Source organism: Synechococcus sp. PCC 6717 (assembly GCF_022698185.1).
Taxonomy (GTDB): domain Bacteria; phylum Cyanobacteriota; class Cyanobacteriia; order Thermosynechococcales; family Thermosynechococcaceae; genus Thermosynechococcus; species Thermosynechococcus lividus.
The window spans coordinates 55,883-79,452 of sequence record NZ_JAKLTV010000028.1 but is presented as its reverse complement, the minus strand read 5'-3'; the positions used below and the strand labels follow the sequence as shown (position 1 = coordinate 79,452).

At 53.0% G+C, this 23,570-nt stretch carries 29 protein-coding genes; 22 read left to right on the top strand and 7 right to left on the bottom strand.

All coding sequences use genetic code 11. The features are described from left to right. The first annotated feature begins 8 nt into the window (after nt 1–8). The 11 genes from rpmJ to aguB are packed head-to-tail and all read left to right on the top strand — an operon-like array spanning nt 9 to nt 6,347. Nucleotides 9–122: a 50S ribosomal protein L36 gene (gene rpmJ / locus L5470_RS11065; RefSeq protein ID WP_099797582.1), complete on the top strand. Its 114-nt coding sequence runs from the start codon at nt 9–11 to the stop codon at nt 120–122. A gap of 34 nt (nt 123–156) precedes the next feature. Then, entirely contained in the window at nt 157–537 is a 381-nt protein-coding gene (gene rpsM / locus L5470_RS11060) for a 30S ribosomal protein S13 (RefSeq protein ID WP_099797581.1), read from the top strand. A gap of 47 nt (nt 538–584) precedes the next feature. After that, the gene (gene rpsK, locus L5470_RS11055) at nt 585–977 is read left to right on the top strand and encodes a 30S ribosomal protein S11 (protein WP_099797580.1); all 393 of its coding nucleotides are present in this window, start codon (nt 585–587) and stop codon (nt 975–977) included. Between the two features lie 38 nt (nt 978–1,015). Next, complete coding sequence (locus L5470_RS11050; protein ID WP_499500015.1) at nt 1,016–1,984, top strand: DNA-directed RNA polymerase subunit alpha; 969 nt, start codon at nt 1,016–1,018, stop codon at nt 1,982–1,984. 28 nt (nt 1,985–2,012) lie between these two features. Next, nucleotides 2,013–2,363 (top strand): 50S ribosomal protein L17, encoded by a 351-nt coding sequence (gene rplQ / locus L5470_RS11045; RefSeq protein ID WP_099797579.1) that lies wholly within the window; start codon nt 2,013–2,015, stop codon nt 2,361–2,363. Between the two features lie 8 nt (nt 2,364–2,371). Next, entirely contained in the window at nt 2,372–3,220 is an 849-nt protein-coding gene (gene truA, locus L5470_RS11040; protein WP_499500014.1) for a tRNA pseudouridine(38-40) synthase TruA, read from the top strand. Between the two features lie 18 nt (nt 3,221–3,238). Beyond that, nucleotides 3,239–3,697 carry a 50S ribosomal protein L13 gene (rplM, locus tag L5470_RS11035; protein ID WP_099799763.1) on the top strand — a complete coding sequence of 153 codons (459 nt, stop codon included), beginning with the start codon at nt 3,239–3,241 and terminating at the stop codon, nt 3,695–3,697. 3 nt (nt 3,698–3,700) lie between these two features. Further along, entirely contained in the window at nt 3,701–4,114 is a 414-nt protein-coding gene (rpsI, locus tag L5470_RS11030) for a 30S ribosomal protein S9 (RefSeq protein WP_499500013.1), read from the top strand. A gap of 47 nt (nt 4,115–4,161) precedes the next feature. After that, nucleotides 4,162–4,455, top strand: coding sequence for a 50S ribosomal protein L31 (gene rpmE / locus L5470_RS11025; protein WP_499500012.1), 294 nt, complete (start codon nt 4,162–4,164; stop codon nt 4,453–4,455). Next, nucleotides 4,456–5,493: an agmatine deiminase family protein gene (locus L5470_RS11020; RefSeq protein ID WP_499500011.1), complete on the top strand. Its 1,038-nt coding sequence runs from the start codon at nt 4,456–4,458 to the stop codon at nt 5,491–5,493. Further along, a complete protein-coding gene (gene aguB, locus L5470_RS11015; RefSeq protein ID WP_499500010.1) occupies nt 5,490–6,347 on the top strand; it encodes an N-carbamoylputrescine amidase in 858 nt (285 codons plus the stop codon). Before L5470_RS11020 ends, aguB begins: the two co-directional genes overlap by 4 nt. Here the strand turns inward: aguB and pyrR are convergent. Then, on the bottom strand, nt 6,344–6,889 hold the full coding sequence (gene pyrR / locus L5470_RS11010) for a bifunctional pyr operon transcriptional regulator/uracil phosphoribosyltransferase PyrR (RefSeq protein ID WP_099797573.1): 546 nt from the start codon (nt 6,887–6,889) through the stop codon (nt 6,344–6,346). The genes aguB and pyrR overlap by 4 nt on opposite strands. A gap of 231 nt (nt 6,890–7,120) precedes the next feature. Between pyrR and L5470_RS11005 the strand changes: the two genes are divergently transcribed. Both L5470_RS11005 and L5470_RS11000 read left to right on the top strand, forming a co-directional pair. After that, nucleotides 7,121–9,544: a sucrose synthase gene (locus L5470_RS11005; protein ID WP_448527455.1), complete on the top strand. Its 2,424-nt coding sequence runs from the start codon at nt 7,121–7,123 to the stop codon at nt 9,542–9,544. 69 nt (nt 9,545–9,613) lie between these two features. After that, entirely contained in the window at nt 9,614–10,111 is a 498-nt protein-coding gene (locus tag L5470_RS11000) for an HNH endonuclease (RefSeq protein ID WP_099797572.1), read from the top strand. A 220-nt stretch (nt 10,112–10,331) separates the two neighbouring features. On the opposite strand, the gene L5470_RS10995 is transcribed toward L5470_RS11000, so the two are convergent. Further along, nucleotides 10,332–10,454 carry a hypothetical protein gene (locus L5470_RS10995; RefSeq protein ID WP_257790488.1) on the bottom strand — a complete coding sequence of 41 codons (123 nt, stop codon included), beginning with the start codon at nt 10,452–10,454 and terminating at the stop codon, nt 10,332–10,334. A 311-nt stretch (nt 10,455–10,765) separates the two neighbouring features. Between L5470_RS10995 and L5470_RS10990 the strand changes: the two genes are divergently transcribed. The 5 genes from L5470_RS10990 to L5470_RS10970 all read left to right on the top strand — a co-directional run bounded on the left by L5470_RS10990 (nt 10,766) and on the right by L5470_RS10970 (nt 14,765). Next, nucleotides 10,766–11,260: a Photosystem I reaction center subunit III gene (locus L5470_RS10990; protein ID WP_099797571.1), complete on the top strand. Its 495-nt coding sequence runs from the start codon at nt 10,766–10,768 to the stop codon at nt 11,258–11,260. A 19-nt stretch (nt 11,261–11,279) separates the two neighbouring features. After that, complete coding sequence (psaJ, locus tag L5470_RS10985; protein ID WP_099797570.1) at nt 11,280–11,411, top strand: photosystem I reaction center subunit IX; 132 nt, start codon at nt 11,280–11,282, stop codon at nt 11,409–11,411. A gap of 166 nt (nt 11,412–11,577) precedes the next feature. Further along, a complete protein-coding gene (rplI, locus tag L5470_RS10980; protein WP_499500009.1) occupies nt 11,578–12,036 on the top strand; it encodes a 50S ribosomal protein L9 in 459 nt (152 codons plus the stop codon). Between the two features lie 14 nt (nt 12,037–12,050). After that, nucleotides 12,051–13,400: a replicative DNA helicase gene (dnaB, locus tag L5470_RS10975; protein WP_499500008.1), complete on the top strand. Its 1,350-nt coding sequence runs from the start codon at nt 12,051–12,053 to the stop codon at nt 13,398–13,400. A 48-nt stretch (nt 13,401–13,448) separates the two neighbouring features. Further along, nucleotides 13,449–14,765, top strand: a complete 1,317-nt coding sequence (locus L5470_RS10970) for a CHAT domain-containing protein (RefSeq protein ID WP_499500007.1) — start codon at nt 13,449–13,451, stop codon at nt 14,763–14,765. 168 nt (nt 14,766–14,933) lie between these two features. Here L5470_RS10970 and L5470_RS10965 read toward each other — a convergent pair whose 3' ends face one another. The 3 genes from L5470_RS10965 to L5470_RS10955 all read right to left on the bottom strand — a co-directional run bounded on the left by L5470_RS10965 (nt 14,934) and on the right by L5470_RS10955 (nt 17,516). Further along, on the bottom strand, nt 14,934–16,490 hold the full coding sequence (locus L5470_RS10965) for a bifunctional aminoglycoside phosphotransferase/ATP-binding protein (RefSeq protein ID WP_099797566.1): 1,557 nt from the start codon (nt 16,488–16,490) through the stop codon (nt 14,934–14,936). 117 nt (nt 16,491–16,607) lie between these two features. Further along, a complete protein-coding gene (locus L5470_RS10960; RefSeq protein ID WP_448515261.1) occupies nt 16,608–17,057 on the bottom strand; it encodes a YbjN domain-containing protein in 450 nt (149 codons plus the stop codon). Nucleotides 17,058–17,081: 24 nt separating this feature from the next. Further along, a complete protein-coding gene (locus tag L5470_RS10955) occupies nt 17,082–17,516 on the bottom strand; it encodes a hypothetical protein (RefSeq protein WP_499500006.1) in 435 nt (144 codons plus the stop codon). Between the two features lie 181 nt (nt 17,517–17,697). Between L5470_RS10955 and L5470_RS10950 the strand changes: the two genes are divergently transcribed. Continuing rightward, a complete protein-coding gene (locus L5470_RS10950; RefSeq protein WP_099799761.1) occupies nt 17,698–18,324 on the top strand; it encodes a DUF3038 domain-containing protein in 627 nt (208 codons plus the stop codon). Further along, complete coding sequence (locus tag L5470_RS10945; protein ID WP_499500005.1) at nt 18,325–18,981, top strand: DUF4335 domain-containing protein; 657 nt, start codon at nt 18,325–18,327, stop codon at nt 18,979–18,981. On the opposite strand, the gene L5470_RS10940 is transcribed toward L5470_RS10945, so the two are convergent. Continuing rightward, nucleotides 18,978–20,162 carry an aldehyde dehydrogenase family protein gene (locus L5470_RS10940; RefSeq protein WP_499500004.1) on the bottom strand — a complete coding sequence of 395 codons (1,185 nt, stop codon included), beginning with the start codon at nt 20,160–20,162 and terminating at the stop codon, nt 18,978–18,980. The two genes, L5470_RS10945 and L5470_RS10940, sit on opposite strands and share 4 nt — an antisense overlap. Before the next feature lie 13 nt (nt 20,163–20,175). After that, a complete protein-coding gene (locus L5470_RS10935) occupies nt 20,176–20,595 on the bottom strand; it encodes a hypothetical protein (protein ID WP_099797563.1) in 420 nt (139 codons plus the stop codon). Nucleotides 20,596–20,828: 233 nt separating this feature from the next. On the opposite strand from L5470_RS10935, the gene L5470_RS10930 reads away from it, so the two are divergent. After that, entirely contained in the window at nt 20,829–21,725 is an 897-nt protein-coding gene (locus tag L5470_RS10930; RefSeq protein ID WP_499500002.1) for a polyphosphate kinase 2 family protein, read from the top strand. Nucleotides 21,726–21,817: 92 nt separating this feature from the next. Continuing rightward, on the top strand, nt 21,818–23,476 hold the full coding sequence (locus L5470_RS10925; protein WP_499500000.1) for a Ppx/GppA phosphatase family protein: 1,659 nt from the start codon (nt 21,818–21,820) through the stop codon (nt 23,474–23,476). Nucleotides 23,477–23,570: the final 94 nt, after the last annotated feature.

The window sequence follows — 23,570 nt, the reverse complement described above, 5'->3', positions numbered from 1 at the left end:
CGACTAATATGAAAGTAAGAGCATCGGTACGGCGTATTTGCGAAAAATGCCGCATTATTCGGCGGCGCGGTCGGGTGATGGTGATTTGCACCAACCCCAAGCACAAGCAGCGCCAAGGGTAACCCGTTAGTTGTTTAACAGATAGGAACTAGATTCATGGCTCGTATTGCTGGTGTTGACTTGCCCCGGGACAAGCGTATTGAAATTGCCCTGACCTATATTTATGGGATTGGCTTGACCCGCTCAAAGGAAATTTTAGCGAAAACGGGGGTCAATCCTGATACCCGCACCCGCGATTTATCGGATGCTGATGTGGCGGCCTTGCGCTCCGCCATTGACGACTACCAAGTGGAGGGGGATTTACGCCGCCTTGAAGCCATGAACATCAAGCGGTTAATGGATATTGGCAGTTACCGTGGTCGGCGGCATCGCTTGGGGCTACCGGTACGGGGACAGCGGACGCGCACGAATGCCCGTACTCGCCGCGGTGGTCGTCGCACTGTCGCTGGCAAGAAGAAACCTGCTGCCAAAAAATAGTTGTTTCCGTCTCTGTAACCTGTTCGACCCTCATATTTGGATAGATTATGGCACCCTCTGCAAAACGGTCTGGCCCTCGTAAGCAAAAGCGCAATGTCCCCAGTGGCGTTGCCCACATTCAATCAACCTTCAACAATACAATCGTTTCTATTACCGATCCCGGCGGTGAAGTGATCGCTTGGGCCTCTGCTGGCTCCAGTGGCTTTAAGGGCGCAAAAAAAGGAACCCCCTTTGCGGCTCAAACCGCTGCCGATAGTGCGGCACGACGTGCCATTGATCAGGGTATGCGCCAAATTGAGGTCATGGTGAGTGGGCCCGGGTCGGGTCGGGAAACGGCTATTCGGGCACTGCAAGCGGCTGGGCTCGAAATTACCCTCATTCGAGATGTCACACCGATTCCCCACAATGGTTGTCGCCCTCCCAAACGGCGGCGAGTCTAAGGATGAGGTTTGGGTTTGGGTTATTTGGGAGCATGGCTATGGCATATCAAATTGAATGTTTAGAGACACGGACTGAAGAGGATCAAAGTCAGTATGGCCAGTTTGCGCTCCATCCTTTAGCGCCCGGTCAAGGGGTAACGGTGGGGAATGCACTGCGGCGGGTGCTGCTGTCTGATTTACCGGGAAGTGCTGTGACGGCGGTGCGTATTGCTGGTGTTAATCACGAATTCTCTACGATTCCCGGTGTGCGTGAGGATGTGATGGATATTTTGCTGCAAATGAAGCAGCTAGTGGTTCGCAGCCATACAACTGAGCCTCAGGTGGGTCGCATCTACGCCCAAGCCCCTGAGTCCGAGGCATTAACGGTAACAGCGGCTTTGATTGAGTTGTCCTCCGATGTGGAGGTAGTCAACCCCAATCACTACATTGCGACGCTGATGCCAGGAGCAACCTTAGAGCTAGAGTTCAAAGTGGAGCGTGATAAGGGGTACCGTTCGGTGGAGCGGGTACGTGACGATCGCATGGCGCTGGACTACTTGCAGCTAGATGCAGTATTTATGCCGGTGCGGCGCGTGAATTACAGTGTTGATTCGATGCGTACCAGTGGCACTGAGGGAGAGCGCCCCTTACAGGACTATCTGAAGCTTGAGATTTGGACCAATGGCAGCTTGACCCCTCAGGATGCCCTCAACCAAGCAGCGGGCATTTTGCTGGATCTCTTTAGTCCGTTGAAAGAAGTGCCCCTGCATGCCTCAGAGACAACGGCAACCGATGAATACGATGAAACGGGTCAAATTCAAATTGAGCAATTGAATCTTTCGGTGCGGGCGTACAATTGCTTGAAGCGTGCCCAAGTGAATACGGTTGCGGACTTATTGGAGTATTCCCAAGAAGATTTATTGGAAATCAAGAACTTTGGCCAAAAGTCTGCCGAAGAAGTGATTGAGGCGCTACAAAAGCACTTGGGTATTACGCTGCCCCCCCAAAAAGCGGCTCGCTCTAACTAACTAAAGTTATCAGGTTGAGGTTTTTGATATGCGTCATCAACGTCGTGTCCCCCAACTGGGGTTGCCTGCGGATCAGCGACGGGCACTTCTGCGCTCCCTCACAACAGAACTCATTCGCCATGGTCGCATCACGACCACGAAGGCCCGGGCGAAGGCTGTGCGCTCAGAGGCAGAACGAATGATTACTTTGGCAAAGGATGGGTCGCTGGCGGCGCGGCGGCGGGCATTGGGGTATCTCTACGATAAGCAACTGGTTCATGCCCTCTTTGCCCAGGCCACTGAGCGCTATGGCGATCGCAACGGTGGCTATACCCGCATTATTCGCAGCGTGCGGCGGCGGGGGGACAATGCTGAACTAGCGGTTATTGAACTCGTTTGAGCCTGAGGATGGCAGCGATGGCAACGACAGGGCAACAGCGCCTTGCACTGCTGATTCAGTACCAAGGGATGGCGTTCCACGGCTGGCAACGCCAAGTAGGGCAACGGACTGTACAAGAGGTTCTGGAGCAGGCGATCGCCCGTGTCGTGAATCATCCAGTGAGTGTAGTGGCGGCCGGGCGCACAGATGCTGGGGTGCATGCGGCGGGTCAGGTTGCCCACGTCACGGTTAACTCGCCGATTCCTGCCCATCGCTGGCCAGCGGTCTTAAATGCGCGTTTGCCAATGGATGTTCTGATTCGAGCAGCGGCAGCCGTGCCTGAGCATTGGCATGCGCGTTTTTCGGCGCTTTGGCGGCGCTATCGTTATACCCTTTACACGGATCCTTGCCCCAACTTGTTTTTGCGGGGGTTAACGTGGCACTGCTACCAGTACCCCCTTGATACAGAGAGCATGCAGGCGGTGTTGCTGCCGTTAGTCGGGCGGCATCACCTCAGTGCATTTCATCGTGCAGGGTCGAAGCGCCGCCATTCGTGGGTAGAGGTGCAGGAGGTGAGCTGTCAGCGCCGCGGTGCCTTAGTGGAAATTGAGGTGCAGGCCTCTGGGTTCCTCTACGGGATGATGCGGTTGCTGGTGGGTCTCTTGGTGCAGGTCGGCCAAGGGCGGCGATCGCCCGCCAGCTTTACGGAGATCTGGCAGCAAGAGCAACGCCATTTGGTGAAGTATGCAGCCCCGGCGGCGGGTCTGTGTCTGCTAGGCGTCGGCTACCCTGAGTCGCCCTTTCCCCGTGGGTTGTGCACCCATGCAATGCCACAGTTTCAGTTGGCCACCGCCTTGCCGCACTTGTCGATTGCTTAAGAATCTATGGAGTTTGTGATGACCAATACCCTGAAAACGCCGCTACCCACCGTGGAGTCCCTTGACCCCCAGTGGTATGTTATTGATGCAGCGGATCAGCGCTTGGGTCGCCTTGCGACGGCGATCGCCCGGATTCTGAGAGGCAAAAACAAAGCCATCTATACACCCCATATGGACACCGGTGATTTTGTCATTGTGATCAATGCCGAGAAAGTGGTGGTTACGGGCAAAAAACGCTCCCAAAAGCTCTACCGTCGCCATTCCGGTCGTCCGGGAGGCATGAAAACAGAGACCTTTGATCAGTTGCAAGCCCGCATCCCTGAGCGGATCATTGAGCACGCTGTCAAGGGAATGCTGCCGAAAAACTCCCTTGGGCGTAAATTGTTCACCAAGCTGAAAGTCTATGCTGGGGCGGAGCACCCTCACCAAGCCCAAAAACCTCAGTTCTTAACCATTACCACTATTCCGGGAGCTTAAGCCATGCAGATTGCTGATCAGTCGAAACGAGTTGTTTATCTGGGGACGGGTCGTCGTAAATCCGCCATTGCCCGCGTCCGATTGATACCCGGCAACGGTCGATTCATCGTCAATGGTCGGGACGGCGGTGATTACTTGCAGCATAACCCTACCTATTTAGGGCTTGTCAAAGCACCCCTCGAAACCCTTGGTCTTGAGAGTAGCTACGATATCTATGTGAATGCGAGTGGCGGTGGCTTAACCGGCCAAGCCGATGCTATCCGCTTGGGGGTGGCGCGGGCACTGTGTCAATTGGATCTCGAAAATCGTAAGCCCCTGAAAATTGAGGGGTATCTCACCCGTGATCCCCGCGCGAAGGAGCGGCGCAAGTACGGGTTACGCAAGGCACGGAAAGCGCCACAATACTCGAAGCGCTAGCATTATTTGGCTGTCATTGGTTGTTCTATCGTTTTTGCGAGGTTCCTATGCCCAAACCTAACATTCATCCGCAATGGTACCCTGAGGCCAAAGTTTATTGTGATGGTGAAGTGGTGATGACCGTCGGGTCAACGAAGCCAGAACTCCATGTGGACATTTGGTCGGGGAACCACCCCTTCTTTACCGGCACTCAGAAAATTCTAGATGCGGAGGGGCGGGTCGAGCGCTTCCGCCGCAAGTACAGTGGTAGCACCAAAGCTCAGCAAACTCCTAAGGGCAAGAAAGGCACTGACAAGGCTGCTGCTAAGGCCAATCCCTCTAAAGCAAGCAAAAAGAGGTAAATGGGCATCTCGCCGACCTCGTTTTTTCAGCCTGCGGAATGGCAGCCCCATCGTGCCTGTTGGTTAGCGTTTCCTAGCCACGAAGCATTGTGGGGAGATTTATTGCCGCGGGTGCGCGCTGAGTTTACAGCGTTGTGCCGGGCGATCGCTAACCCTGACCCCAAGACGGGTTGCTGTCACGGTGAGCCGCTGAACATCCTAGTTCTCGATGAGGCCGGAGAGCGTGAGGCACAGTCTTTCCTTGGTGCATTGCAGCCGCAGTTTCACCGCGTGCCCTTTGGCGATATTTGGTTGCGAGATACGGCTCCTATTAGCTTAGTGAATGAGCAGGGCGATCGCCAACTCCTGTGCTTACCCTTTAATGGCTGGGGCAAGAAGTACGAGCTAGCGGGCGATGCCGAGCTAGCCCCCCGCTTAGCTAGATTGATGGGGTTGCCCTACCGCACCCTATCCCTGACCTTAGAAGGGGGTGCCCTTGAGGTGGATGGCGAGGGAACCTGCCTGAGTACCCAGCAATGTTTACTCAACCCCAACCGCAATCCGGGTGTGACGGTTGCTGAGGTCGAGGCACAGCTGCGGGATGCCCTCGGCGTGGAAAAAGTTCTCTGGATTGAATCGGGGCTTGCCAACGATCACACCGACGGCCATATCGATACCTTGGTGCGCTTTGTGGCACCGGCAACAGTGGTGTGTATGCTGCCTTGGAGCCGCGAGGATCCGAACTACGACGTTCTCAGTGCGATTTATCAACAGTTACAGCAGCTTACGGATGCCCGGGGGCGATCGCTCACAATTATTCCCCTGCCCTCTCCGGGAATCGTAACCAGCACCCAAGGGGAGATTTTACCTGCCAGCTATGTGAATTTTTATATTGCCAATACCACCGTTGTGGTGCCCACCTACGGCACTGAAGCAGATGCCAAAGCCGTTGCCGCGATCGCAGAGCTTTTTCCTGGCCGCACCACAATTGGCTTGAGTGCTCGTACCCTTTTAGAAGGGGGCGGTGCCTTCCATTGCATCACCCAGCAGGAGCTATGAAAACACTAACTGTTGCTGCCGTTCAAGCAAAACTAAGTGACGACCTAGATGCCAATATTGAGCACCTGAGTGAGCTAGTTCGGCAAGCCCACCGTCAGGGTGCACAGGTCATCGTCTTACCCGAACTCTTCGAAGGCCATTATTTTTGTAAGGAAGAGCGGGACATCTACTTTGAACGGGCGCACCCCGTCAGGAATCACCCCACCATCGCCCACTTTGAAGCCTTGGCACGAGAACTGGCGGTTGTAATTCCGGTGTCTTTCTTTGAGAAAGCCGGCACCGTCTATTACAACAGTGTGGCCATGATTGACGCCAATGGTACTACCTTGGGAGTGTATCGCAAAAGTCACATTCCCGACGGCCCTGGCTACGAAGAAAAATTTTATTTCCGCCCTGGGAACACCGGCTTTCGGGTGTGGCGCACCCGCTACGGCAAGGTAGGGGTTGGGATCTGCTGGGATCAGTGGTTTCCTGAGGCGGCCCGAGCGATGACCTTGATGGGGGCAGAGGTTCTGCTGTMCCCCACCGCCATTGGGAGTGAGCCCCACGATCCCACCTTGGATACAAAAGACCCATGGCAGCGGGTGATGGTGGGTCATGCGGTGGCCAATGTGATTCCCATTGTGGCCGCCAATCGTGTTGGGGACGAAGATGGTCACGTCTTCTACGGCAGTTCGTTTATTGCCGATCCGCGTGGTGATCTAGTAGAAGTCGCCGATCGCTCCAATGAGGCGGTTCTAGTACACGCATTTGATCTGGCTGCTATTGAGCGGCTCCGCGCCGCCTACGGCTTCTTTCGCGATCGCCGACCGGGGCTGTACAAGGTCTTACTAACGGCTGATGGCCTTGCCTAGACGGCAGGCTTCCACAACTCGACCCCGTCTCGCCCATCCGTCTGCTGCAACAGCACCTTGACCACTTCATCGCGGGCAGTGGGTAAAACTTTACCGGTGAAATCTGGATGAATTGGCAATTCGCGGTGCCCCCGATCAATGAGGACTAATAGCCAAATGGCCTTGGGTCGCCCATAGTCATGGACAGCATTAAGGGCAGAGCGCACAGTACGGCCACTAAAAATCACATCATCCACCAGTAGCACAATGCGCCCACTCAAATCTACCGGAATGGTGGTTTGCTGAGGCGTACGCGGGCCAATACGGTCAAGATCATCGCGGTAAAAGGTAATATCGAGCGCCCCCACCGGCACAGACAGCCCCTCGAGGGACTCAATTTGCTGAGCCAATAATTGTGCGAGGGGAATCCCGCGGGTGTGGATCCCCAGCAGGACGATCGCCCCTAGGTTCTCCCGTGCCTTCTCAACCACTTGGGAGGCCAACCGGGTCACTGTGCGCCGCAGGTCTTCGGCACTGAGAATGTCCACTACTTCAGCAGGCATGGCGCTATTGCAGGCATAGCGCTATTGTAGTGCTTAATCCGCTGAGCCATGACTCAGCGTCAGCCGCCGCTGAGGTTGAAGAACAAGCTTGAGGGCGGCTTCTCTTGGCGTATTTTTGAGCCTGTAATGAGTCGAATGATGCAGCCTAAGGCAGTTTTAGCGTCAGGAGAAACGTGCTTTACTCCAGCCCCGTCTAGAGTTTAAGGTGTTGTTGTGATCTAGGTTTTTTCGATGACATCCCTACTCCTCAAATCAGTGGTCGAAAGCGACGAACGCAGTGACCTGCGTCAGTTTGTCCGTATTTTGCAGCTTGGCGAGAAACGCTATTTGCTGCGCAACGAAATTTTAGCGGCCTTTGATGAGTACTGCCGTGAACAGGGCAAACCTAACACTCCTATGACTCAGTCGCGCTTAGGTAAGCTCATCTTCTTTACCCAAGAAATTATTGTTGATAATGAAAGCCTATGCTGGATTATTCGTCCTCGGATTGCCCAACAGGAGGTGTATCGACTCCTTGAAGACTTAACCATTGTGCCAATGTCGGTACCAGAGCTACTGGACTTGCGCGATCGCTTTGTGAATCGCTACCATCCTAACGAAGGGGATGTGTTTGAAATTGATGTTCAGCCCTTCTACGACTATTCCCCCACGATTCGCGACTCCAAAAATATTGGCAAAGGCGTGGCCTTCCTCAATCGCTATCTGTCTAGTAAGCTATTCCAAGATCCACGCCAATGGCAGCAAAACCTCTTTAACTTCCTACAAGTTCACCGCTACAACGGCTGTCAACTGTTGATCAACGAGCGGATACGCTCACCACAGCATCTTTCAGAACAGGTGAAGCAAGCCATTATTCACCTCGGCGATCGCCCGGCGGCTGAACCCTACAACGAATTCCGCTTTGACCTGCAAACCCTCGGCTTTGAACCGGGGTGGGGGAACACCGCCGCGCGAGTACGCGACACCCTTGAAATTTTGGATCAACTGCTGGACTCTCCCGATCACCAAGTTCTCGAAGCCTTTGTATCGCGGATTCCGATGATCTTTCGGATTGCCTTGATTTCGCCCCACGGTTGGTTTGGCCAAGAGGGGGTGCTGGGGCGACCCGACACTGGCGGCCAAGTTGTCTATATCCTTGATCAGGTGAAAAGCCTTGAAAAACAAATCCGTGAAGATCTGGAGCTGGCGGGGCTAGATGTTCTTGATGTCCACCCGAAAATTATTGTCCTCACTCGCCTGATTCCCAATGCTGAGGGAACCCTTTGCAACCAGCGCCTCGAAAAAATTTACGGTACCACTGATGCATGGATTTTGCGGGTGCCCTTCCGAGAGTTTAACCCCGCGGTGACCCAAAACTGGATATCCCGCTTTGAAATTTGGCCGTACCTTGAAACCTTCGCCATTGATGCCGAACGCGAACTACGGGCTGAGTTTGGCCATGTGCCAGATCTCATTATTGGCAACTATTCCGATGGCAATTTGGTGGCATTTTTACTGGCGCGCCGCCTCAAGGTCACCCAGTGCAATATTGCCCATGCCCTTGAAAAATCCAAGTATCTTTTTAGTAACCTCTACTGGCAAGATCTGGAGGATAAATACCACTTTTCCCTGCAGTTTACGGCGGATTTAATTGCCATGAATGCTGCCAATTTTATTATCAGCAGCACCTACCAAGAAATTGTTGGCACTCCCGACAGCATTGGCCAGTACGAGTCCTACCAATCCTTCACGATGCCGGACTTGTACCATGTCGTCAATGGCATTGAACTGTTTAGCCCCAAGTTTAATGTGGTGCCCCCCGGCGTCAATGAGCAAGTATATTTCCCCTACTATCAACAGGGAGACCGCCTCGAGGGCGATCGCCAACGGTTAGAGGAATTACTCTTTACCCTAGATGACCCCCAGCAGGTCTATGGCCACCTCAGTCACCCGGAAAAACGCCCTCTGTTTTCAATGGCTCGCTTAGACCGCATTAAAAACCTCACCGGCCTAGCAGAAGCCTTTGGCCGCAGTAAAGCTCTGCAAGAGCACTGTAATCTCATTCTGGTGGCCGGCAAACTGCGCACCGAAGAGTCTAGCGATCGCGAAGAAATCAGTGAAATTGAAAAGCTCTATCAAATCATTCACCAGTACGATCTCCACGATAAAATTCGCTGGTTAGGGGTGCGCTTGCCCAAAGCCGACTCCGGCGAAGTTTATCGCATTATTGCCGACCATCAAGGGGTATTTGTGCAGCCCGCGCTCTTTGAAGCCTTTGGTCTGACGATCTTAGAAGCCATGATCACTGGCCTGCCTACCTTTGGTACGCGGTTTGGTGGCCCGTTGGAAATTATTCAAGACGGTATCAACGGCTTTTACATTAACCCCACCCACCTTGAAGAAATGGCGGACACAATAGTTGCCTTTTTAGAGCGGTGCGATCGCGATCCCAACTACTGGCACAGCATTTCTAAAGCAGGGATAGAGAGGGTCTATAGCACTTACACGTGGAAAATTCACTGTACCCGCTTACTGTCCCTCGCAAAAATCTACGGATTCTGGAACTTCTCCTCTCAAGAAAATCGTGAAGATATGATGCGCTACATGGAATCGCTGTTTTATCTGCTCTATAAACCCCGTGCCCAAGCACTTCTTGCCGAGCATATGAATCGCTAAAGCTGATTGGGTTAAAATCGCAGCAGCAAAATATGCTATTATCGGTAGGGATGCCGTGTGTCAACGAGTATGGCAAAGGTTCTGGTACTCAATGCCTCCTACGAACCACTCAATATTACGAGTTGGCAGCGAGCCGTTGTTCTTTTAATTAAGGGCAAAGCAGAGCAAATTGAGCACAACGGGAAGCTGGTCTATAACAACTTTCCATTGCCCACAGTCATTCGCCTGCGGCACTACGTGGTCACCCCCTATAAAGAAATTCCGCTGACTCGCCGCAATATCCTGCACCGTGATAATCATTCGTGTCAATACTGTGGTTATACAGGTGACGAACTCACTCTGGATCATGTGGTGCCAAAGTCCCGTGGAGGTGGTGAGAGTTGGGAAAATATTGTGACTGCCTGCGTGCGCTGCAATGTCAAAAAGGGTAACCGAACCCCCAAAGAAGCCAGTATGCCCCTGCGGCAAACGCCCCGCCGCCCCATTAGCAGTTTGTACTTTGAAGTCACCAAGCACGTACGTACAGGGACGCACCAAGAGTGGCGTAAATACGTTATCGGTATATAAATTTAAAGCGCAAGAGCCGGGCTTCTCCATCGGCAATCAGGTAATCAAATTCTTCAGTGCCACTGGCTTCGGCAAATTCCACATCGTAGGCCAATTTGACGAGGGAGCCTTCGGGGATAGCCTCTACCGTCCATGAGGCTTGGTTGATCTCTTCAACAGACCCTAAGCGCTCTTGGACAGTCGCTAAAATGTTCGTTAGTTCCTCAGGGCTCGTAGTTTCCTAGAAGCGTGGATCCGCTGCCTCAAAAATCTCTGTAAACTCACCCGCACTATACTGCTCGTTGAACGCTGTGACCGCAGCTTCGGCAATCGTTTTATCCTTTGTAAAGGAGCAAGCACTCATAAAACCGCATGAGCCTTTAACGCAGCCTAACGGAACCATCATTACTGTGGCAGACGCTGAGCCCTACGCAGAACGAATCAACCCCACGGCTTGACGTTCAGCGCCAACGGTTGCAAAAACCTTCACGCCATCTAACGTTGTTGTAAAAATTATTAACTTTCTTAAGGGAGTTGGGTTCAAGTCCATCCGTTAGAATGATGTCAGCGTTTGGGGGGCTTCCACCTCTCAATAGCCAGTGTGGCTCTTGAACGAGTCGCTGCTGACTCTGTGAAAAACACTTTGACCTGTCTGCATTTGAGGACAACACTTCCATGCGTCGATTGTTAGCCCTACTTCTAGTCCTGAGTCTCTGGATTGGCTTTACGCCCCTTGCCTCTGCCGATGTCGCCGGACTCGTCCCCTGTAAAGATTCCCCAGCCTTTCAAAAGCGTGCCGCTGCGGCTGTTAACACCACTGCGGATCCCGCCTCGGGACAAAAGCGTTTTGAGCGTTACAGCCAAGCGCTGTGTGGTGAGGATGGGCTGCCCCACCTCGTCGTTGATGGTCGTCTCAGCCGTGCGGGTGACTTTTTAATTCCCAGCGCTCTCTTTCTGTTCATCACTGGCTGGATTGGCTGGGTTGGTCGTGCCTACCTAATCGCTGTCCGCAACAGTGGCGAAGCGAATGAAAAAGAAATCATCATTGATGTGCCCCTTGCCATTAAGTGCATGCTCACGGGGTTTGCATGGCCCTTAGCCGCACTGAAAGAGTTAGCCTCTGGTGAGCTGACCGCCAAAGACAACGAAATTACTGTTTCCCCGCGCTAACCCTTAAGGAGACTGCTCTATGCAAACTAAACACCTCTTAACCTACCTTTCAACGGCTCCCGTGCTAGCCGCATTGTGGATGACCATTACTGCCGGGATTCTGATTGAATTCAACCGCTTTTACCCAGATTTGCTATTTCATCCCCTCTAGGGACTGCTCAACGTTGCTTCATTCAAGAACAAGGGTGGAACACTGGTTCTGCCCTTTTTTGTGCACCAAGGCGATCGCCGCCACAATCCTGTAAAATAGTTATTTGTCTCAAAACAGTATTATGGCTGTTTAACCGATTAATCGTACGTGAGCAAAGAGGATACCCATGGCAAAGCGGGTGCAAGTCGTCTTAAATGAAACCGTGAATAAACTTGGGCGAATGGGTCAAGTGGTAGAGGTTGCCCCTGGCTATGCCCGTAACTACCTCTTGCCAAGGGGGATTGCTGAACCTGCAACACCCAGTGCCCTGCGCCGGGTTGCCCGTCTGCAAGAACTAGAGCGGCAGCGATTGGCAGAGCTGAAAGGGGTTGCTGAAAAACAAAAAGCCACCCTCGAAAAATTAGCAACCATCACCATCTCAATGCCGGTTGGCGAAAACGAGGCTCTTTTTGGCAGTGTTACCCCTCAAGATGTGGCGGATGCCATTCAGGCAATTACCGGCGAAACCATTGACCGCCGCAATATGACCTTACCGGACATTCGTAAATTGGGAACCTATACCGCTGACATCAAGCTGCACCCCGAAGTGAGTGTCAAGCTCAGCATTCAAGTTGTTCCCGACTAATGCTGTAATGCTCAATGGTGCAAGAGCCGAGCTTCCAGCCCGATAGTCAGTTGCTGCCCCCCCAGAATCTTGAAGCGGAAGAATGGATTTTGGGGGGTATTCTCTTAGATCCGGAGGCCATTAACCGTGTTATTGATATTTTGCCGGTGGAGGCCTTTTACCTCAGTGCTCACCGCGAGATTTATCGAGCCGCCTTGTCGTTGCACAGCCGTGGCAGCCCAACGGACTTTCTCTGTATAACGGCGTGGCTACAAGATCAGGGCCTACTGGAGAAAGTGGGGGGGCAAAACAAAATTGCCGAGTTGCTGGATCGCACCGTCAGCGCCATCAATATCGATCGCTACGCCCTACTGGTCAAGGAAAAGTMCCTCCGCCGTAAACTCATTGAGGCGGGTACAAATGTTGTTAAATTGGCCTACGACACTAGCCTCAGCTTAGAAACAATTCTGGATCAAGCAGAGCAGCAAATCTTTAGCGTGACGCAGGATCGCATTCAGCAGGGGTTAACCCGCACTGACGAAATTCTCACCCGCACGTTTACAGAGTTAGAGCAGCGGGCGCTCGGCAATGTGCAACCGGGGTTGTCCTGCAACTTTTACGACCTCGACAATATGACTCAAGGCTTTCAACGCTCGGATTTGATTATTATTGCCGGGCGGCCGTCGATGGGTAAAACAGCGATCGCCCTGCAAATTGCCCGCCGCATTGCGGAAATTCATCGCTTGGGGGTGGCGATTTACAGTCTGGAAATGTCTAAAGAGCAACTGGTACAGCGATTATTGGCCAGCGAAGCCCGCATTGACAGTAACTACCTACGGGCAGGCCGGATTAGCCAACACCAGTGGGAACCCCTCAGTCGCGCCATTGGCCTACTCTCCCAGCTACCGATCTATATTGACGATACGCCCAACCCAAGCTTAGGAGAAATCCGCTCGACCGCGCGACGGCTCCATGCTGAACATGCTAATGGGCTGGGACTGATTCTCATTGACTACCTACAACTAATGGGGGGAGAGGAAAACACTGAAGGGCGGGTGCAAGAACTCTCGAAGATTACCCGTGCCCTAAAGGGACTGGCGCGGGAACTGAATGTACCGGTCATTGCCCTCTCCCAGCTTAGCCGTGGGGTTGAAGCCCGCCAAAATAAGCGCCCCCTGATGTCAGATTTACGAGAATCCGGCTCAATTGAGCAGGATGCAGACTTGGTGATCCTGCTCTATCGCGATGAGTATTACAATCCTGATACACCAGATCGGGGAATTTGTGAACTTTTGGTAGCTAAGCACCGGAATGGGCCGGTGGGCACGGTTAAACTGTTATTTGATCCCCAGTACACTCGTTTTGAAAACCTAGCTCGTGACTAAACTTTAGTTTTTGATGCTACTACTGACGCTATCTAAAGGGTGAGTGCCATGTTCCTGTTGCAGTGGGGGGCGATCGCGTCTCTGAGCTTGGCTTTTGGTATGACATCAGCCCAGGCAGCCACCATCGCCCCTAGGGTACCACAGAGTCTCAGCCGTGCCGTACTCAACATGGAGACCCGCATCAAGAAGGAGTACGATGATTATTTTGGTCGAGATCTGGCTGACGTCACCCAAGATCCGGTGGCGATCGCCCGCAGCCTTGATCAAATTAGTCGTGCCACTGGCAAGAAAACCGCTGTCCTGTGGGTTATTCCCCGAGCCCAAGACCTTCACCTTGTCCTGATCACCCCAAACCAACCCCCTATTGTGGTGGATCTGGAAGAAGCACGTCAGGAAATCTTTTTACCTGTGGCTCAATCCTTTCAGTGGGCTGTTTCCCATCCCCTGAAAAATATTGACTATTTTGCCAGTAGCCAACAGCTATACCGTTGGATTATTGAACCCTTTGAGCAGACCTATCTCAAACCCCAAGGCATTGAAGTACTCTTATTTTGTCTGGGTAGTGGTATCCGCACTCTACCGTTGGCAGCGCTTCACGATGGTCAGCAGTTTCTCATCGAAAAGTATAGCCTGAGCCGCATCCCTGCCTTTAACCTCATTGACCACGACTATCGCCGCCTGCAGCGGCCACGGGTGTTGGCGATGGGGGCATCTACCTTTCCAGGCTTGACTCCCCTACCCGCTGTGCCGGTTGAACTACGGGCGCTACAACACTTTCTCAACGCAGCGGCACCGACCTCCCGTGAACTATTTAATCAACAATTTACCCTCGGTAATCTTGAGCAAACCCTACGGCGACAATCCTTTGATATTGCGCACTTTGCAACCCATGCCGAATTTCGACCGGGAGCACCTAGCAACTCCTACATTCAACTGTGGGATCAACGGCTCACCTTGTCACAGATGAGTCGCCTGAATTGGCGTAGCCCGACCCTTGAACTGTTAGTTTTGAGCGCCTGTCGAACTGCCGTGGGCGATCGCAATGCCGAGTTAGGGTTTGCAGGCGTTGCCCTCCAAGCAGGGGTCAAGTCTGCGGTTGCTAGCCTGTGGTATGTGGATGACGTTGGCACGCTTGCCCTCATGAGTGAGTTTTATCGTCAGCTTCCCCGCAGGAGCACCAAAGGTGAAGCCCTGCGCCAAGCTCAGATCCGGCTTTTGCGAGGAGAGGTTAGGGCTAACGGAGACCATCTTTGGCTAGGAGACACCCAACTTCCCTTACCCACAACCCTGCAACTCAATCACTCCCTAGACTTTCGTCATCCCCGCTATTGGTCAGCCTTTACCCTTATTAGTAGCCCATGGTAAGGTGTGCAGTCGCTTACGATCAGGTCTGTCGGAGCAAGCGGCATCAACGTGTTGGCAATTGATACGTTGAATATGGTTTGCTTCGGTGCTATTGAGCCACGCTCAACAAACACGGCGTTATCCCGACACTGACCTAAAGATACAGTGCGGGGCTTCCCGCCGATTAAGCTAAACCAGAGTCTCCTCAGGATACTCACACACATGGCGGACGTAACGCTCTTCAGCACCTTCAAAGGGTTCAAACGAGGCCATTTGCGTAGGAAGGAGGTCAGGGGTGGCTTCGGCAATATCCCCTTGGCGATCGCTAAGGCGCTGGGAGAGCACCTGCGGTGGCGCACTACAGTAGTGAATTTCTAGGGGCACCCCAAGACGTTCCGCCAACTCAATCACCGGGCGGCGCAGATCACAGCGATCGTACTTGGCATCTAAAATCACGGTATGCCCCTGCTTAAGCAGTAGTTCTGCGTAGGCCAGCAGTTGATCGTAGGTTTTCTGGGTCATGGCCTGAGAGTAGAGATCTACATCGGGGAAATCACGACTGTGGCGGTCGAGGGGGATCCCCGCCAAGTGCTTGCGCACTGCATCAGAGCGAATTTGAATGGCGTTTTCCTGTTGCGCCAAGCGCCGCCCCCGAGTGCTTTTCCCTGCACCCGAAAGGCCAGACATGACATAGAGCTTAGGGGTACGGGGTTGGGTGTAGTGGTAGGCCGCCTCGTAGTACGCAGCCGCAGTGGCCTGAATCTGGGCTTTCTCAGAGTCGCTAATGGCGGGATCATTGAGGGCAAGGGAATTCACATTGCCGCGAATATAGGCACGCACACACAGGTACAGCGGCAAGAGCCTAGCCCCTTCGTAGTCACTACTCCATTCCAGATAGGTATTCAAAAATAAATTCGCCAAGTCTGAGCGGCCACGAAACTCCAAATCCATCATCAAGAACGCCACATCGTAAATGCCATCGATATTGCGAAACTCTTGGTTAAACTCAATGCAGTCAAAAATCTGCACCTGACCGTTGTAAACACAGATATTGTTCAAATGCAGATCGCCATGGCATTCACGAATTTTGCCCGCCGCTTGGCGCTCAACAAACCAGTCTTGATGCGTGGCCAGAAATTGATTTGTAAAGGCTTGGATGGCATCGTACTGGCTGCGCGGTTGACAGCGGTCAATAAACTGCTCAGCAAGGGTATGGCAGTTATTGATCACTTGGGCAATGGCACTGGGGGAACCGAAACTGGTGATCTCAGGGGTTGTGGTAGCAGTGGTGTGGAAGTATGCCAGTTCTTTACCAAGGGACTCGATGAGGGATGGGCTGAGTTCATTGGCAGCGAACAGGTGTGAAAATAGTTGTGACTGGTCAAACTGCCGCATGCGAATGGCGTAGTCCACAATGGGGGTGTCAGCAGCGATCGCCTCGTTAGCGCCAATGCCAATATAGTAGCGATCGCCCCGCTGCAGGATCGGCACCACCTCAAGGTAAAGCTGAGGGGCAAGACGGCGATTCAGGCGTAGTTCTTCTTGACAATAAAACCGGCGCTTATCGAGGGTTGTAAAGTTCAAGAACCCAAAGTCCACCGGCTTTTTCACCTTGTAGGCGTAGTCTCCGGTCAAAAAAACGTAGGAAATATGGGTTTGCAGGAGTTGAATCGGCGCAGCGACCGGATGGGGATACGCTGCAGCGGTGAGTAGCTGTTCAACAAAGGCAGGCAGGGTGGCAGACATTGACTTCTTAGACTTTTTAGGAGGATTGCCGAGCGGGCTTGGGTAACGTTTTTTACCATAGCATCCAGCAGATTCCTACTGCGAGGCTCTGATTCCCCCATCACTCACGGTCAGAGATTAGCCGAATTCTGCCTGTAGGGCATCATCGTAGTCATCTGCCAACGTTGCTACAATGGTAATGAGTCGAGCAATTTCTGCCGCAGTGATCCCAGCTAAAGTGCGAGTTGCCACCACCTGTACCTGTTCCTCTGCAATGGCAAAGTGAGCCTCCAGCGTGGTCAACCAATTAAGGGACAGCAATCGACGGTACAGCCCCAGCAGATCCGCCACCGGTAAAGCCAAGACAGGAGACCAAATCGTGAGGAAGTCTTCTTCGCTATAGCCACTCAACTGCACAAATACCTCTGCGCTGCCATAGCGAAACATCCAAATTTTGCCAGTTTCTGTCTGGCCGACGAGGGGAGCCTCCCCCTGATGTAATCCCGAAATCACTGTTTCTATAATTTCCACCCAGTCTGTGGCATCCGCAGCCAAGGAAGGGGAAGAAGGGCGAACTTCACTCACCATGACGTATGTCCTCGTAGTCTATCCCTAGAGTACTTGATGGGTGTAGGCGTGTTGCTTGATGTTATCTGCGGCTGTCACCATGCGCTCAGAGTTGAGGACTCGCTTGCGCTCGGTGGAGGTATTAAAGTCACGATAGGTATCGCCAAGGGGAATATGAGCCGTACTCTGGGGACGGGCGATATAGGTGCGGGTGGCTGCCGCTAGGCGTTCGCCGTAGTCATCACACAGGTGTGCTGTGCTGGGAAAGTGGCTCAGGACATTGGCAGTGTCTATTGCTTGGCTGTAGGTCAGGGCATGAGCCTCGCTGTAGGAGGTGGGTAGGCCGTGTAGGAGCGCTTCGAGGGCTGCTGAGGGAATGGGTTCAATAATTTGCACGGGTTGTAATTTCCCGTCCACTTGGACAAAGCAATGGGCAAGACCAAGGATGACGTAGGCATTAGCAGGAATATCGTTACTCATCAAGCTGACTCCCAAGACACTCCTCAAGTCTAGCTTGCTTTTCCAACAGCCCCGAGGTTGCGCAACATAGAGATAAGGAGCAATCGTCATAGGTGCTGTGGCCTAGGGCAATCCTTAGGGTATTATCGTCTAGGCTATGGCCAATGTTACCTTTGGGCTGTATAGTGGGCATTTTAGATTTATGGAAACGGCAAACTCGATGCCAGCAACAATTGAATCGACACCCGCCGAGTTACTGCCACCAATGTTGGCGGTGCTGCCGGATCCTCCCGGAATTAGTGTGTGTCCCCGGCGTGCCCGCTGGCAACTGGATCTGTTGCTGTTAGCCCTAGAGTCGGTGGATTTGAATGCATCGGAATTAATGCTGCAGGTGGTGCGAGACCTACAACTGCAGGTTATGATTCCCAATCGTGTGATCTTCTGGCAAATTCGCTGCACAAACCCCTTTCGTCAAGTGACTCAGCGAACCCCTTTACCGTTGAGCGAAACCAAAGCACTGACCGCCATTGTGGTACAGGTGGCTCGACGGCATACGGCCACACTACGTCATTTGTTGTTGGTGCTGGATCAACTCCACGCTCAAAACCTCCCACCAGAGACCTATGCGCCGCTGGCGGAGTATCTGGATCGGTTTCGACGGCATTTTCGTAAACGGATGAATCTTCAACGCTCAGGGCTGTTTCTTTACAAAGACAACTCTGCCCTGAATGAATTGGCGCTGCAATTATTGGTGCAGTTATTGTTGTGCGCTGGAACGAAGGGGATGGAGCGGCTATGGTTTAGTTTATTTGATGGGGAAGTGAGTTAAATGCTGTTGCAACGTCAGTATAGTCTGCCCAACTGTACGCTACGCATTGAGGGGCTGAGCAGCCAAGGTCATGGGGCTGGACAATTAGATGTGGTGACGGTGTGTGAGTGCGAGATTGTGGGGCAACCTGCTCCCCTCAAGGGGGGAAAAGATTTCTTGGTTGCGTTACTGAGCAGTGTGCCTGCCGCAGCCCAGACGTGGCTTAGTGGGGTTAAACTGCGGCGATCGCCCCAGCAGGCTATTCAAGTGGACACACAGTCCTTTAATCAGGTGTGGCTGCGGATTCCTGGGGATCTGTTGCTGCTGCCGGAGGGAACATCGGCACGGATGGTGGAGATCTGCCTCACTTGGTTGCAACTGGCGGATCTTGTAGAAGCCCTTGACCAGTTCTGTAGTGATAGTCAAACCTTGCCCACTCTTACCCCTACCTTTTCCTCGTTGCCACGCCGGGCGATCGCCCCTGCGGTGCCCCTACGGCAACAACTGACTCCCTTGGGGATTGGCGCTGCCAGCCTAGCCGTGATGGCCGCCCTGTTCTTCCATATGCCAGTTCCCCAACGCCGCCCCGAAGACCCAGAACTCAACCAACCGCCGCCAACTACTGCTCCCAGCCCCTTACTGCCAGAGGCCAATCCGCCAACCCCAGCAGGCAACTAAAGCCAGATTTGCTTCGTGCTCAGCCACTGCTCAATCCCCATAACCCCTTGGTAGGCACCCCGTTCGGCCACAACCCCGATCGCCAAGGCGCTCAGCCGTTCTAACTGCGGGGATCGATTGAGATAGACAAGGGGGGTGTGCACCTGCTGATAAAACTGACAGCAATCTTGGTAATGGGTCGTGGCAATGACACTGGCGGCGGTGCCGTAGTGGTTAATCCAGGCGATCGCTTTGCCTAAATCCTCTTCGTAGTGCCAAGCCAACCGTTGGTTCAGGTAAGGAAGGCTCCACTCCGTCGCATCCACCATAGGTAATTCGGGATAGGTTGCCCGCAGATACTCGTCAACCGCTGACTTGTACCCCGCTTGGGCGAGTTCATTCATCACAAAGGTGAGATGCGAAGGATTGACCCCTGCAAGCACAATGATCTTTTCAATGGCGAGGGGACGATCGGGAGAGCCATCATGGCTTTGCTGAATACAGCTAAGAATGACCTCGGGCGAAACTGAACCATCCCACACCAGATAACTATTGCCTAGGGCAAGGGGAACAAACGGACAGCAAGTGGCACTGCGGTGCTCTGCAAGAAAGCGAGAACGCCCGTGGGCGATCGCCACATCCACTGCCTTGGGCTGGGATAGCCAACTGGCAGGGGGTAGTTCAAAAGGTAAGGTTTGTAGGCTACTTAGGGGTAGGGAGGTGCGGCTGAGGGCATCCTGCAGAACATTGGCGATCGCCTGAGCGGTAAACCGACTACTGGCTCCCCCCCACATTACTAAAGCATTACCCGTTTTGAGTGCCAAGCCTGCCATGAGCAAGCTTAAGGTGGGTAACCCCTCATAGATTAAACCGATCACCCCCAAGGGAACCGCATAGCGAAAGGTGTTTCTGCCGGTGGGCAATGCCTGTACCCACGGATCTGGGGCTTGGTAGAGCTGCTCTAACCAGCGGGTAATCCGTTGTAAACGCTCATGGGTTAGCCGTAGCCAGCCCAAAACAATACCAGACACCGCTAAGTCTCGACTCGATTCTAGGTCGAGGGTATTTTGCTCCAGCAATAGCGGCTCAGCCGTCTTTAAGGCATTAATTAGAGCCAGCAATGCCTCCTGACGACTGCTGTAGGAGGCTTGGGCAAGCTGAGTACTGGCAAAACGCGCAGCCTCTAACAACTCCGATAGCATTAGGAGACGCTACCTAGCGGCGCGATAGAGCGACCCAGACCAAAAAGGCAGGGGTGAGTGCTAACAGCAGGGAAGCAATAATCCATAGCAGCCCTTCCGGTTTTAAGGATAATTGTAGAAGCAAAGGCAACCACAAAAGGATAGGCATGAGTAAGAAGAAGCTCAGGCCAATGGCGAAATACCAGTAGTTTTCCGAAAAACCACGCTGCAAAACACTCCACTGTAGCCCTGTCCAATACCAAGCGCGCTTGTAGGGGTAGGTGGTGGCCAACTGCTCTATGGAAAACCCATCGGGGCGGACAACAAAAATTTGCTGGCAACGGCGACAGCCAAAGGCATCGGTGAGGGCAATGGGCATCAATTCCCCTTGACGGCGGCAGGGACAGGGGTAACTCGCATCCAGATCCAGTTTATGGGGTTTGATTGGAGCCACAGTCGTCTCGTCTCTAACGCAGTAACAACAGTGCGGTTACCCCTTTGCGCCCCAGCAACAGACTCGCAACATGAGGGGCGATGCCCGCCTATTGATACAGCATACAAAGAGAATCCGCCTTTGCTGGCAACCTATACAATTTGTTAACCATAGGTCGCAAGCGGCTGAGATTTGATTTTTATACTTTCAGAGAATGTAGGCTAGGATACAGTGAAACCGCCGAGTTCTCCGTAATGATTCCCCAAGATTTTCTGGATCAGATTAATCCTAAACGCTATATTGTCCCCATTGGTGAAAAATTTCATTGGCAGGACTACGMCCCCGCCGATACTGCGGGCTTAAAAAGTAAAGTTGAAGCTCGGGAGCTTTTAGAAGCAGGCATTAAAAAACTTGCCGCCTACCAAGATATTCTCTATGCCCAAAATATCTATGCGCTGTTAATTATTTTTCAGGCGATGGATGCAGCGGGCAAAGATAGCACCATTAAGCACGTGATGAGTGGTCTGAACCCCCAAGGCTGTAGTGTCTATAGTTTTAAGGCACCCAGTGCTGAAGATTTAGATCATGATTATCTGTGGCGAGCCAACCGCGCCCTTCCCGAGCGCGGCTGCATCGGCATTTTTAATCGCTCCTACTACGAAGAGGTATTAGTGGTGCGGGTGCACCCCGACCTCCTCAATCGGCAACAACTCCCTCCGGAGGCAAAGGGCAAGCACATCTGGCGCGATCGCTTTAAGGACATCAATTGTTATGAGCGCTATCTAAGCCGCAATGGGATACTCATTTTGAAATTTTTCTTAAATATTTCTAAGGATGAGCAAAAGAAACGTTTCCTAGAGCGGATTAACCGACCGGAAAAAAACTGGAAATTTTCCCTAGACGACGCCCGCGATCGCAGCCATTGGCAGGATTACCAAGATGCCTACGCTGATGTGTTTCGTTACACCAGTACGGCGTGGGCACCGTGGCATATTATTCCCGCGAACCACAAGTGGTTTGCCCGCCTAATGGTAGCTCATTTTATCTATCAAAAGATGGCTAGTCTAGACCTGCACTATCCGGTCATGAGCGAGGCGCATAAACAACAATTGCAAGAGGCAAAAGCCATGCTAGAAAATGAACCCGACTAACCATTTGAGAGGCAAGCACCGGTGCAGCCCCCAACTGAACCCCTCAAAAGTTACGGTAGTATAGGGGATGATTGTCTCCCCGCTGAACTCCCATGGCTGCTGAACAACATCTGCATTTGTGGCGACCGATCAATCTCAGCGATCGCATTCTCGCCGCTATTGATGTTGGCACTAACTCGATCCACATGGTGGTAGTGCAAATTCAGCCCAGCTTACCCAGCTTCAAAATTATTGCCGCCGAAAAAGATATGGTGCGGCTGGGGGAGCGCTGCCAGTTGACGGGGCAACTGACTGAGGAAGCCATGGCGCGGGCGATCGCCACTCTACGGCGATGCCGAGAACTAGCGACTAGCCTAAAGGCCGAAGACATCATTGGCGTAGCCACGAGCGCTGTACGCGAAGCCCCCAACGGGCGAGAGTTTCTGGCGCGAGTGCAGGAACAAACAGGCTTAACCATTGATCTGATTTCTGGCGAAGAGGAAGCCCGACGCATCTATTTGGGAGTGCTCTCAGGACTAGAGTTGAACGGTAAGCCGCACATCATCATCGACATTGGCGGCGGCTCAACAGAATTAATTTTGGGAGATGGCCACGAACCCCGCTATCTCAGCAGTACCAAAGTGGGGGCGGTACGGCTAACGGATTTGTTCGTAAAAAGTGATCCCATTAATGACCATGACTATAGCGCCCTGCGTGCCTACGTACGGGGGATGCTCGATCGGGCCGTGGAAGAATTGCGCGACCACCTTCAGCCCGACGAGACCCCCCAATTGGTGGGGACGTCAGGAACCATTGAAAGCCTGATGATGTTGCATACCTGCCTTCGCCTCGGCAGTTGCCCAACCTCCCTACAGGGGTATGAGCTGACTCTGGCGGATTTACAACACCTCCTTGGCAAGCTACGGCGGTTGAACGTTAACCAACGCTGCCAACTGCTAGGGATGTCAGAGCGGCGGGCTGAAATCATTGTGGCGGGAGCCGTGATTTTGGCAGAAGCCATGGATATGCTGGGGCAGTCTAGCCTGATCACCTGCGATCGCGCCCTGCGGGAAGGCATTATTGTGGATTGGATGCTCACCCATGGCCTCATTGAGGATCGGCTGCGCTATCAAAGCTCGGTGCGGCAGCGCAGTACCTATAGCATGGCGCAAAAGTTCCACGTCAACTTAGCCAGTAGTGAGCGGGTGGCGGATTTTGCCCTAACACTTTTTGATCACACCCAAGGAACGCTGCATCAGTGGACAGACGCCGAGCGGGAATTGCTTTGGGCCGCAGCGATTCTCCACAATGCTGGCCACTACGTGAGCCATTCGGCACACCATAAGCACTCCTACTACCTTGTGCGCCACGGGGGGCTGCTGGGTTACACCGATGGGGACATTGAAGTGATTGCTAATCTCTGTCGCTATCATCGCAAAAGTCCCCCCAAGAAAAAGCACGATAATTTTCGCCATTTAACCGGACGGCGACAACGGCAACTCGTGGAAGAACTTAGTGCTATCCTGCGCATTGCCTCAGCCTTGGATCGCCGCCAAATTGGCGCAGTGGATCACATTACCTGTGAGTGGCGATCGCCCCAGAGAGAACTCATTCTCTCCGTTTATGCCAGCCATCCCGACGATCGCTGTGAGCTGGAAGTTTGGAGCGTGAACTACAAGAAAGACCCCTTTGAAAGCCAATTCGGTGTCACCCTAACGGTTGAAGTCGTGAGTGCCTCGCCCCAGCGACTGCCCGCGTCCGCCAATGCCTAGGGCTTGCTTGTGATCTCTTCCCCATGACTGCGTTGGCACGGCAAGAACAGGGGCTATCGGCAAGCTAGCAGGCAGTTATGCCGTCGATAGCGCA